Below are 11,429 nucleotides of genomic sequence, written 5' to 3' on the forward strand. Positions count from 1 at the left end.
CGGGTACGTTCTTATGGCAAGGATCTGGATCTGGACCTGAAGCGAGTCACGTTGGCGATTTTATGTCCGCCACGAATGACCGTTTCTGGTCGATAGCAGCGATCAAAAGACTTTATATTTCCCATCATTGGGCTTGCCTGAAGCGACCATGAAGTCGTTTCGAGTTGGTTGAAACCTAGCGGAGATCCATGCCCTTAAGCCGAGCCAGGCCCTGTTTGATATGGCCTGCATTTTCGCCAATCGCCTCCAGAGCACCTCGAACATTACCACCGACCTCTGCGGAGCCCCTATGCTCCACCCACAGCGTAAGCTCCATTACGGCGGCCTCCAGCGCCAGCTGGTTGTGGTAAATCCTTTCCAATACATCCGGCAGCGAATAATCACCTGACATGGACCGACTCCATCCGAGAATGCCTCAAGCATAGCAGCGACAGTGCCCGCAACAGGAACTACAAAGTGGTCGTCTAAATTTTGCTACGGAGACGGCAGGATGGTTGTCGGATTAAATTTGGTCGGAGTAGGTGCGGACCACTAGCATCAAATGGCGAACACGCATGAAAGCGTGCAAGGGGGCGAGGAGATTTTCTTGTTAGAGCGGAAGTTTACAGCGGGTGAGGGGGTGGTACTGGTACAAAACTGGTACGAGTGAAAAGGCTATTGGCTGTAGGCCTTGTAAGTAGCGGAGGTTAGCGCTGGTCGGTCCAATCCATCATCGGCGCGACGGAGAAACGGCGGGAGAGCGGGGCGGGTGTGGCGGTGGTTACGGACATGGGGGATCTGGAATCGGTGAGGCTGGGAGGAGGGGGAGTTTATCAGGAATGGGATGGTGGGGTTTCGGTGATCTTGTAATGTTGCTCGGGGTATTTGAGATGTAACGGCACACAGAGATGTGGTTGGTTCGGTTTTAGTGAATAAATCTTTCCGCGTTCTCCGGTGGAAATCATTCGACATCAGTGTCTGGCTGGAGGTAAAACGTTACATTAGATGACAAATAGCCACTCGGTCTAGCAGTGGTTGTGTTTAAGAAAGCATCAAATTAGCTCCGTTGGTTTGTTGGGTGAAGTATTGTTGGAAACTTTATGTGTTTTGCGGGGCGTCGTAGGTGTTAAGAGTCCGGTTTGTATTGATGCTAGATAACAAAAAATATAAGGAGTTGGTATGGGGTTTTTAGACAAGGGCGTAGATCCGGCTGATTTTGAAAGGTTTAAATCTGAGGTGAATTCTCAGCTTAAAGCGCTGACAAGTGAAATAAGGTTGAAGGTCACAGATTCTGAAGCGGCCGCTCGCGCCTCTGCTGATAATGCATCAGATATTGAGGAAAAAATCAAAAGTACAAAAGTCGGCGTTGATAACGCTATAAAAGAGCTTCTGGAGTATAGCGAGGCTGTAAAGGAAGAGGTGGCCGGCGTTAAGTCTCTCGTCGAGGTGGCCAAGACCTCGGTCAATGAAATCAAAAGTCTTGCTACCAAAAATGAAAGCATTTGCGCTAAGGCAGTTGAGTTAACTGACTCAATCTCTTCTGCTAGCACGGTTATGAGTAGTGAACTTTCTGTAATTAAGGCCGCATTACTAGAAGCTCAGAAATTACCTGACCAAGTTGTCACAGTAACGAAGCTGTTGGATAGTTCTGCGGTGGTTGCTCAGGATATTGAAGCCCTCCTCACCCATTCGATGAAGAAAAAGTCTGAAATTGACGAACTGCACAAATCCATTCTTGGGACTGAGGTGAAAGGTGCTGATGGGTCAGTTGAACGCGTTGATGGGTTGGTTGACTCTTTAAATCGTGCATATGGTTCCGTGGAAGCAAAAGTGACGGCGCTAGAGAGTGAGGTTGACGGTGCGGTTAAGGGGGTGATTGAGAAATATGAAGCTGATCTGTCTCAGGATAGGGAGCGGTTTGAAAGTCTTATTTCAGAATCGAAAGAGCGGTACTCAGCTATTGATGATGAGATAACGGGGTTGTTGCCCGGCGCAATGGCGGCTGGATTAAGTGCTGCATATGAAAAGAAAAAAGATGATGAAGTGGTATCGTCGGAGAAGTATGAGTTAAGTTTTAAGGTTGCAATTGCTTTAATGGTCGCTGTTTCTTTGATACCGTTTGGGGTTGATGTGTTTCTTCTTGGGTGGAAAGGGGCTGACTTAGTTCAGGTGATTAAAGACACTCCTAGTTTGATAGTGTCGATTTTGCCTCTTTATTTTCCCGTGCTTTGGTTCGCGTATTCGTCAAATAAAAAACTTAATTTGTCTAAGCGTTTGATTGAAGAGTATACGCATAAGGCAGTTCTGGGGAAAACGTTTTCTGGTTTGTCTAATCAGATAGAGTCTCTACCTCGAGAGAGTGTTGTTAGAGATGAGTTGAGAACCCGCTTGTTGTTTAATTTGTTACAGGTTAGCTCGGAAAATCCAGGTAAGCTGATTACCGATTATAATAAGTCAGACCATCCATTGATGGATGCTTTGGAGAATAGTGCGAAATTATCTGATTCAGTAGAAACGCTGTCAAAACTTCCTGGATTTTCAATGCTTGCGAAAAAGCTAGCTACGAGAACTGATGAATTATTGAGTGCTCAAGCCGAGAAAGTCGAAAACGGTCTCGCGACTCAGGAGGTAATGGAAAAGCCTGTCGTTAAGGATGCTAGCGCTACCACAGCCAGTGTTGCCTAATTACTGGTGGGACGCCTAAATTTTGGTAGTCTCATTTCACGGTGATACCAATCGAATAGAAATAGGAGATTATGCAAATACAAGACCTTGTAAAGTGAGTCGAGGGGGGCGTCTAAGCTGGACGCCCCTCTTTTTCATCAGGACGCCTCAGCATCCATCCGCCGCGCAATCACATCCAACACATCACAACCATCGCGCAACGGCACGCAGCACAACAACGCAAAGTCGCTGAGAACCACCGTATCGCTGGTGATGTCACCACGCATCGCCAGATTTTCAAGAATCTGCGTTACCGCTCGAATTCTGTAACTGGCCGTGCTGAGCAGTGAATGCAGAGGTTGTGTGGTGTTGACGAACAGCGAGGGCAGGTCATCGGCATTGCTGGTTAAAGCCATGTACTCATTCATAAGTGAAGCTCCATTAGTTTATGAGAGCTATCACTCAATCGTCGCCAAACGAGAGGGTGGTAGCCGTACGCGGGTTGGCGAACCGGGCAATGGAGAAACCGGCAGACCCTGGGGTCTCCCGCGCACAGCCACCATAAAACAGGCAGCCAGGTGCGTTCCGAAGCGCTCCGAAATGGTCGAAGGCTTCGGTTCAATTGCAATCGAGTCGCCAAACCCGACACGCCGTGAGGGCGTGGGCCGGACTATAGGACTCGTGGCAAAGGTGCAGCAATGGCGGAGTGTACGGACAATTCCTGATGTCGTGTAGGACGCTGCTCTTTTTGAACACTGGCACCGATTTTTAAGACATCGCAATTCCTGAACCAACGCTGACTTGCCGAAAAGTTTCATGATGTTTCGTTGAGGTGAGACATAGGATGACCTCCAAAGGTCATGTCCCCCCGCGTCTCAACCTGCAGGTATCAAAAAAATGATCGCAAACCTCGTCAAAGTCTCGCTGATTGCCGGTGCTTTGTTGTTGAGCGCCTGTTCGGGTGTGAGCACCCACAGCGATTATTCGGCCAACTCCGTGCAACCTGCCGGCTTCGGCCCGGGGCCTACCAGCAACCCCGACAAGATGAATTTCCACGGCAGCGCACTGGGCAACAGCTTCGGCGAATACGGTTCAGGTTTGCTGCACGACAATTGATGCGTGGTCCGCAATGAAGAAGGGCGCCCCTTTGGATGCGCCCTTTTTTGTGCGAAAAAAACGATCCGTTACTTGGCGTCAGGCACCGCCAGCCACTGGCGCAGGATCTTCTGGTAGTTGCCTGTCGCCTTGGCCAGGTGCAGCCACTGATCGATGTACAGCTTCCAGGTGATGTCGTCCCGGGGCAGCAGGTAGGCTTTTTCGCCGTATTGCATGTAGTGCGTGGGGTTGACGGCGCACAGGCCCGGTTTGAGCTTCTGCTGGTACAGCGCCTCCGACGCATCGGTGATCATCACGTCGGCTTTTTTATCCAGCAGTTCCTGAAAGATGCTCACGTTGTCGCGCAGTTGCAATTGCGCCTTGGGCAGGTAGGCGTGGACGAAGGCTTCGTTGGTGCCGCCGGCGGGTTCGACCAGGCGAACCGTTGGCTGGTTGATCTGTTCGACGGTCTGGTACAGCGCCTGGTCTTCGCAGCGCACCAGGGGGATTTTGCCGTCAACGTCCAGGATGGTGCTGAAGAAGGCTTTTTTCTGCCGTTCCAGGGTGACCGAGACGCCGCCCATGGCGATGTCGCACTTGCCGGCGAGCATGTCGGGCATCAGGGTTTTCCAGGTGGTGGGCACCCACTCGACCTTGACGCCAAGGCTGTCGGCCAGGGCGCGGGCCATGGCGATGTCGATGCCGGAGTATTCGCCGTCCTCGGCTTTGAGGGTGTAGGGCTTGTAGTCGCCGGTGGTGCAAACCCGCAGTTGTCCCTTTTGCATGACGCTGTCCAGATGCGAAGGTTCTGCCTGGGCGCCAAGGGAGAGTGCGAGCAAGCCGCCGAGCATCATTGCTCTTTTGATTTTCGTCATTGTTATCGGGCTTTTGTGCTGGAGTGGTTTTGAAGGGGAGAGTGTAGTGAAACTTTCACCGGTGTGAAAAATCAACGCCCCCTGAAGATGGCTCATTCCACTTCCGGGCTCAACGTCCCCAACCACGCCACCAAGCCCACAATCAAAACCGCCGCGGTCATTTCCACCACCACACTGCGTCGAAGTGCGTGGGCTGCCACGCGATATTGGCCCTCCCGCAACGACCGCTCCAGCAAGGGGCCAAGGTGAAATCGGTTCAGCGCCGCCAACACCAGCATCCCGGCAAACAGCAGTACTTTGATCGCCAGCAGAATTCCGTAGGGGCTGAGTAAAACCTCATCGAGTTTCGGCCCGACGATGAACAGGTAGTTCACCACGCCCGTGACGGTGATGCCCACGACGATCAGCGCACCGACAAGCTCAAATCGCCTGACTGCGCGAGCCAGCAAGCGTATGTGTGCTTCGGTTTGCAGGGCTTGGGGTTGTGCCATCAAGGCAAACGCCAGCAACGCGCCGAGCCAGGCGCCGGCCGCCAACAGGTGCAGGATGTCCGAAGTAAAGTGCCAGATTCGGCGACTGCCTTCGTCCATGGCGCCATGCCCGCTCCAGGCCAGGCTGGCGAGGGCGATGCCGCCGGCAATGGAGGCGATCACCAGGCTGATGCCGGGTGCGCGTGGGTTGAGCATCGATGCAACGCCCGCGACCGCCAGTGCAATCATCCGCACGGCCCAGGCCAGCCCGACGTCTGTCTCGAACAGCATCATTTCGAGATGAGGGCGCAACTCGGTAACGTCTGATTCGCCGCTCATGGTGCGGGCCATCAGCACCATGCCGGGGATGGACAGCAGTGCGCCGAGCCCGGCTGTTGCCGTCAACAGCCGGCGAAAGGGCAGCACCGTCCCGGATAGCCGCTCCTGCCCCTTGAAGCTGTAGAACCCGAACAGCGCCACGCCAAACAACAGCATCAAATCCACATACAACACAAACCGTAGAACGACGTTGGCCGAGTCGCTCATCGATCATTTCACTTTGAACGTGACGTTGCCGGTGATCGGGTGGGTGTCCGACGACACCGCGCGCCATTCGACCTTGTAAGTGCCGGCAGTCAGGGGTGTTGTGGGAGTAATGAACATGGTCTTCGGATCACTGCCGCCGCTGACTTTGGCCTTGACCGGCATCGGGGCGTGGGCCATGCCGGCCATTTCGGTCATCAGCAGTTTGGCGCCGGAAAACTGGGTGACGAGGTTTTCGGAGAAGTGCAGTTCGATCTTGTCGGGCGGGGCACCTTCTGCGCCTTCCACCGGCGTGGAGGCGAGCAGTTTGGGGTGCGCTTGAGCGAGGGTACTCATGAGCAGGCCGCTGAGTAACGCGATAACGACGGCGGTGGGTTTGATGAGGCGCATGCAAGGTCCTTTACCGCTCGAAGCGGTTGTTGTTGGTTTTGGGTGAGTCTGTTCAGAACCACAGCCGAACACCGAGCACGAGGCGGGTTTCGCTGCGGTCCTGGTCTTCGTCGTTGGCGTAGTCGGCGGTGTTGCCGTAGGTGCGGTTCCAGGTCACGCCGAGGTAGGGCGCGAATTCCCGGCGGATTTCGTAGCGCAGGCGCAAACCCGCCTCGGTGTTGGACAGCCCCGCGCCGATGCCTCGCTGCGGGTCGTTTTTGCCATAGGCATTGAGCTCGACGGTCGGCTGCAGGATCAGCCGATTGGTCAGCAGGATGTCGTAGTCGCCTTCCAGCCGCACGGCGCTCTGGCCGCCTTCGCCGATGAAGGCCGTGGCTTGGGCCTCGAAGTTGTACAGCGCCATGCCTTGCACGCCGAACGCGGCCCAGGTTTGCGGGGCGCCGGGTTTGAAGTCCTGGCGCACGCCGCTGACGACGTCCCACCACGGGGAAATGGCGTGGCCCCACAGGGCCTGGATTTCCGCGTCCTCGGTCACGCCGTTGGTGCGCTCGCCTTCGGAGCGCAGCCACAGGCGATCGATGTCGCCGCCGACCCAACCGGACAAATCCCAGGCCAGGGTGCTGCCGTCGTCGGCGTCCTGCCACTCGAGTTTGTCGGCGAGGAAAAATGAATTGAGCGTGCTGTCATGTACGTGGTGACCGGCGGGATCGGCGTACACCGCAGCGCGATCGGCATCGGTCAGCACCGGGATCGGCGTGCGGCTTTCGCTGGGGGCGGCGGGCTGCATCTGGCCGTCGTCCATGCCTTGCATCTGGCCGTGGTCCATCTGGCTGTGATCCATGCCTTGCATGTCATCGCTGGCGGCTATCGCCGTCGAGGTCGCGAGTGCCAAAAAAAACGGGGTGAATCGAATCATGGGGTGCGCCTCATTCTTCCACGCGAACTTCACGGAACATGCCCATTTCCATGTGGTACAGGAGATGGCAGTGATAGGCCCAACGGCCGAGCGCATCGGCAGTGACCCGATAGCTGCGCCGGGAGCCGGGTGGCATGTCGATGGTGTGTTTGCGCACCATGAACTGGCCGTTCTCGTCTTCGAGGTCGCTCCACATGCCATGCAGGTGGATGGGGTGCATCATCATCGTGTCGTTGACCAGCACGATCCGCAGCCGCTCGCCGTACTTGAGGCGCAGAGGCTCTGCATCAGAAAACTTCACGCCGTTGAACGACCAGGCGAATTTTTCCATGTGGCCGGTCAGGTGCAGCTCGATGGTGCGGCCAGGGTCGCGGCCGTCCGGATCTTCGAAGGTGCTGCGCAGGTCAGAGTAGGTGAGCACGCGGCGACCGTTGTTGCGCAGGCCCATGCCGGGATCGTCGAGTTTTGGTGAGGTGGACATGGCTTGCATGTCCACCAGCGGGTTGTCGGTTTCCGAGGCCGGGTGGGACTGCATGCCGGGCATGTCGCCCATGGCCATGTTGCTGTGATCCATGCTTGCCATGCTGCCGTGGTTCATGCCGGCCATACCCATGCCGCCCATGCCCATGTCATCCATGGTCACCAGAGGGCGTGGGTCCAATGGCGGCAGTGGCGCAACCTGTCCGGCCTTCATTGCCAGGGTGCCCCGTGCGTATCCGGTGCGATCCATCGCCTGGGCGAACAGGGTGTAGGCCGTTTCGGTCGGTTCGACGATAACGTCGAAGGTTTCCGCCACGGCAATGCGAAACTCGTCGACGCTCACCGGTTTGACGTGCAGGCCATCGGCGGCGACCACGGTCATTTTCAGGCCGGGGATGCGCACGTCGAAGTAGGTCATGGCCGAGCCGTTGATGAAGCGCAGCCGCAGCTTTTCCCCCGGGCGGAACACCCCGGTCCAGTTCGAGTCCGGTGCCTGGCCGTTCAACAGGTAGGTGTAAGTGGCGCCGCCGACGTCCGCGAGGTCGGTGGGGTTCATCTTCATCTCGGCCCACATTTTGCGATCGGCGACGGTCGGCCCCCAGCCTTTTTCGCTGACGTCGTGGATGAAGTCGCCCACGGTGCGTTTGTTGAAGTTGAAGTAATCGGACTGTTTTTTCAGCGTCTTCATCAGGCCGACCGGGTCTTCGTCGGTCCAGTCGCTGAGCATCACCACGTAGTCGCGGTCGTACTGGAACGGCTCCGGGTCCTTGGCGTCGATCACCAGCGGGCCGTAGACGCCGGATTGTTCCTGGAACCCCGAATGGCTGTGATACCAGTAGGTGCCGTTCTGCCGCACGGTGAACTGGTAGACGTACAGGCCGCCAGGCTCGATGCCCTTGAAGCTCAGCCCCGGCACGCCGTCCATGTTGGCCGGCAGCAGGATGCCGTGCCAGTGAATGGATGTGCTGTCCTTGAGTCTGTTGCGCACCCGCAGCGTCACCGTATCGCCTTCGCGCCAGCGCAGCAGCGGGCCGGGAATGCCGCCGTTGATGGTCATCGCGGTGCGCGGGCTGCCGCTGAAGTTGACCGGGGATTGGCCGATGGACAGCTCGAAATCATTACCGGCCAACACCTGGGGTTCGCCGGGACTGCTGATCGCCCAGACCGGCGTGCGCCATAACCCGAGGCCGCCGAAGAGCCCGCCGATGGCCAGGCCTTTGACGAAGGTGCGTCTTGAAGTGTGGGAGTGCATGCCGTGTGTTCCGCCCGTCAGCCTGTTGAACTTGTCGACGAGGCTAGCGGGCGGTGCCTTTCAGCAGGCTGAGGCGGGGATTACAGTTTTGACAGGTTGGACGTCGCTTTCTGGCTTGAAGTGGACTTTTCCCTTGAGGCCACGGTGTCGCCGCCGCAGTTGATGTAGGAAGACGACTTCAGCCAGCGTTGGTCCGGGTAGTAGGAAAACAACAATTGCCCGCCCTTCATCGAATCAATCAGTCGATGGGCAATCGCCGGCCTGACGGCCGGGCAACCCAGGCTGCGGCCGATGCGGCCATTGGCGCGGGCCAGCACCGGGCTGACATAGGGCGCGCCGTGAATGACGATGGCCCGGTCAAAGGCGTTGTCGTTGAAGCCGGGCTCCAGGCCTTCCATGCGCAGCGAGTAACCGTTCTGGCCGAGATAGCTTTGCTGGGTGCGGAACAGACCGAGGCTGGTGGCGTGGCTTTCGTTGCGGTTGGAGAACAGCGTCGCCATGTTTTCACCGCTGTTGCGACCATGGGCGACCAGTTCGTGAAACAGCAACTTGCGCCGCTTAAGATCAAAGACCCAAAGACGTTGTTCGGTCGAGGGCAGGGAGTAATCGATCACCGCCAGTCTTTGGGCGGGGGCGATACCTTGTGCGCGGCTGCATTGGGTGGCGCGAACGGCCAGGGCAATCACTTTGGCGTCGGCACCGGGGGCTGCTTTGACCAGCGCGTTTTCAAGCGAATCGGCGTAGGCTGACGTTACTGAAAGGCACGTCAGTAAAATGGCAAATAAAAGGCCAAAGCGGTTTAGCGCCATAGTCGGGTCTCATCATGATAATTTCGAGTCTAGCTGGCAGCGAGTGGAAAGCTAGCCGTTTGAAACGGGGGATTAAGGATTATCCATGGTGCAATTAACAAGGTCATTCGTCATAAGCCGCATGTTTTTTATGGGCTTTCTGATCAGCGGTGCGGCGTTTGGGCAAATTTCGCCGATTGAGCCGGTATCTGTAGCGAGCAGCACAATCGATGCCGCAACGCCCGGCGATGCGGTCGGCCATGCGATTCAGGCGACGCTGGAACCGCTGCGGTCGGCCTTTCCGCCGTTGCTCACGTCCAGGCGCCATCAGCGCGTGGATGTCAGCCGGGTGGTGCTCGATTTCTATATGCATCGCAATTATCGCGCCGCGTGGACAGACGATCGTGACGTGGCGCAATTACTCAAGAGCCTGGAAGACACCCGAATCGACGGCCTGAATCCGGCGGATTTTCGCATCACCGAACTGGCACAGGCCCATGAATCGCTGGCGGCGGCCATGCCTTCCACGGCGCAACGGGCGATGTTCGACATGGCGGCGACCCGCACGTTCATCACCGCGCTGCTGCAACTGCGACGGGGCAAGGTCGATCCGTCGCGGCTGGACATTCACTGGAATTTCGAACCTGCCGGCGGCAATGCCCGCGAGGACATGAACAACCTGTTCGCCGCCCTGGATGACCATGACGTGGGGCGTGCCTTTGCCGAGGCACCTCCTCAGGAAGAGATTTACCGCAACTTGCGTGAGGGCCTGGCCCGGTTGCGCCAGGTCCGTGATGCGGGCGGCTGGCCGAAAGTCACCGAAGGGCAATCGCTCAAGCCCGGCATGGACGGTGTGGCGGTCGCACAATTGCGTGCGCGTCTGGTGGCGGGCGGTTACCTGGACCCGCACCTGTCGAAAAAGGCCGGTTACGACGGCAAGGTCATTGCCGCGGTGAAGAAGTATCAGACTGAGCAATACCTGGGTGCCGATGGCGTGGCGGGGGCGGCGACGCTGGCGGCACTGAACGTGCCTGTCGAGGCGCGGATCGATCAGGTGCGGGTCAACATGGAGCGCGCTCGCTGGCTGTTGTACAAACTTCAGGGAACCTTCGTGATCGTCGATATCGCCGGCTACAAGGTGGCGATGTACCGCGACGGTCTGCCGATCTGGCGTTCGCGGGTGCAAGTCGGTAAACCGGTGCGCAGTACGCCGGTGTTCCAGGCCGAAATCACCTACATCACCTTCAACCCGACCTGGACCGTGCCGCCGACCATCCTCAAGCAGGACGTGATTCCGAAAGTCCAGAACGATCCGGGCTATCTGGCGGCCAACCGCATTCGTGTGCTCGACCGTGAAGGCAATGTGCTCGACCCGTCGGACGTTGACTGGAGCAATCCGCGAGGCATCCACCTGCGTCAGGATGCCGGGCCCGACAGTTCGCTGGGGCAGGTGGTGATCCGCTTCCCCAACGACTATGCGATTTACCTGCACGACACGCCACACCGAGAGCTGTTTGCCAAGACGGTCCGGGCCACCAGTTCGGGCTGCATCCGCGTGGAAAACCCGCTGCAACTGGTCGAGTTGTTGTTCAACGACCCGGTGCGCTGGAACAGCGCCGGCATCCAGAAGCAGTTGGCCAATGGCCGGACCGAGAACGTCCTGCTGCCGGTGAAAGTGCCGGTGTTGTTGGCTTACTGGACTGTGGACCTGAGCAACGACGGGCGGGTGACGTTCAAGCCCGACATTTATGATTACGATGCCAGGGTGTTGCAGGGCTTGAGTCAGCCTACGAAACTGCCCGCGCTGGACTTGCGTCGCGCAGAGATACCGCTGGTGGTGACGGGGCAGAGCAATCAACCCTGAAAGGGTAAAATAGGCACCACTGGGGCTAATGCCAGTCAGTTAAGCAATTTCATCCGCGACACCCTTTGTAGCAGCTGCCGAGCCCGCGAGGCTGCGTTCGGCTGCGAAGCAGT

Annotated in this window: 11 protein-coding genes; 3 read left to right on the forward strand and 8 right to left on the reverse strand. The window is 57.4% G+C overall.

The window, feature by feature from the left end; translation table 11 throughout:
- Positions 1-175: 175 nt before the first annotated feature.
- Positions 176-391 carry a hypothetical protein gene (locus tag PMI34_RS17645; RefSeq protein WP_008048944.1) on the reverse strand — a complete coding sequence of 72 codons (216 nt, stop codon included), beginning with the start codon at positions 389-391 and terminating at the stop codon, positions 176-178.
- Positions 392-1,158: 767 nt separating this feature from the next.
- Between PMI34_RS17645 and PMI34_RS17640 the strand changes: the two genes are divergently transcribed.
- On the forward strand, positions 1,159-2,664 hold the full coding sequence (locus tag PMI34_RS17640; protein ID WP_008048946.1) for a hypothetical protein: 1,506 nt from the start codon (positions 1,159-1,161) through the stop codon (positions 2,662-2,664).
- 137 nt (positions 2,665-2,801) lie between these two features.
- Here the strand turns inward: PMI34_RS17640 and PMI34_RS17635 are convergent, their stop codons facing one another.
- Positions 2,802-3,071, reverse strand: coding sequence for a hypothetical protein (locus PMI34_RS17635; RefSeq protein ID WP_008048947.1), 270 nt, complete (start codon positions 3,069-3,071; stop codon positions 2,802-2,804).
- Positions 3,072-3,540: 469 nt separating this feature from the next.
- On the opposite strand from PMI34_RS17635, the gene PMI34_RS17630 reads away from it, so the two are divergent.
- A complete protein-coding gene (locus PMI34_RS17630; RefSeq protein ID WP_008048948.1) occupies positions 3,541-3,759 on the forward strand; it encodes a hypothetical protein in 219 nt (72 codons plus the stop codon).
- Between the two features lie 68 nt (positions 3,760-3,827).
- Here the strand turns inward: PMI34_RS17630 and PMI34_RS17625 are convergent, their stop codons facing one another.
- The 6 genes from PMI34_RS17625 to PMI34_RS17600 form a co-directional block, all read right to left on the reverse strand.
- The gene (locus PMI34_RS17625; protein ID WP_008048951.1) at positions 3,828-4,589 is read right to left on the reverse strand and encodes a transporter substrate-binding domain-containing protein; all 762 of its coding nucleotides are present in this window, start codon (positions 4,587-4,589) and stop codon (positions 3,828-3,830) included.
- A 116-nt stretch (positions 4,590-4,705) separates the two neighbouring features.
- A complete protein-coding gene (gene copD, locus PMI34_RS17620) occupies positions 4,706-5,629 on the reverse strand; it encodes a copper homeostasis membrane protein CopD (protein WP_008048952.1) in 924 nt (307 codons plus the stop codon).
- Positions 5,630-5,632: 3 nt separating this feature from the next.
- Positions 5,633-6,016, reverse strand: coding sequence for a copper homeostasis periplasmic binding protein CopC (gene copC, locus PMI34_RS17615; protein WP_008048953.1), 384 nt, complete (start codon positions 6,014-6,016; stop codon positions 5,633-5,635).
- 52 nt (positions 6,017-6,068) lie between these two features.
- Positions 6,069-6,932 (reverse strand): copper resistance protein B, encoded by an 864-nt coding sequence (locus tag PMI34_RS17610; RefSeq protein ID WP_008048955.1) that lies wholly within the window; start codon positions 6,930-6,932, stop codon positions 6,069-6,071.
- Between the two features lie 10 nt (positions 6,933-6,942).
- Positions 6,943-8,664, reverse strand: coding sequence for a copper resistance system multicopper oxidase (locus PMI34_RS17605; RefSeq protein WP_008048956.1), 1,722 nt, complete (start codon positions 8,662-8,664; stop codon positions 6,943-6,945).
- Positions 8,665-8,744: 80 nt separating this feature from the next.
- Positions 8,745-9,473, reverse strand: a complete 729-nt coding sequence (locus PMI34_RS17600) for a murein L,D-transpeptidase catalytic domain family protein (RefSeq protein ID WP_008048957.1) — start codon at positions 9,471-9,473, stop codon at positions 8,745-8,747.
- A gap of 85 nt (positions 9,474-9,558) precedes the next feature.
- Between PMI34_RS17600 and PMI34_RS17595 the strand changes: the two genes are divergently transcribed.
- Complete coding sequence (locus PMI34_RS17595; protein WP_008048958.1) at positions 9,559-11,316, forward strand: L,D-transpeptidase family protein; 1,758 nt, start codon at positions 9,559-9,561, stop codon at positions 11,314-11,316.
- Positions 11,317-11,429: the final 113 nt, after the last annotated feature.

Source organism: Pseudomonas sp. GM74 (genome assembly GCF_000282455.1).
In the GTDB taxonomy this organism is placed as follows: domain Bacteria; phylum Pseudomonadota; class Gammaproteobacteria; order Pseudomonadales; family Pseudomonadaceae; genus Aquipseudomonas.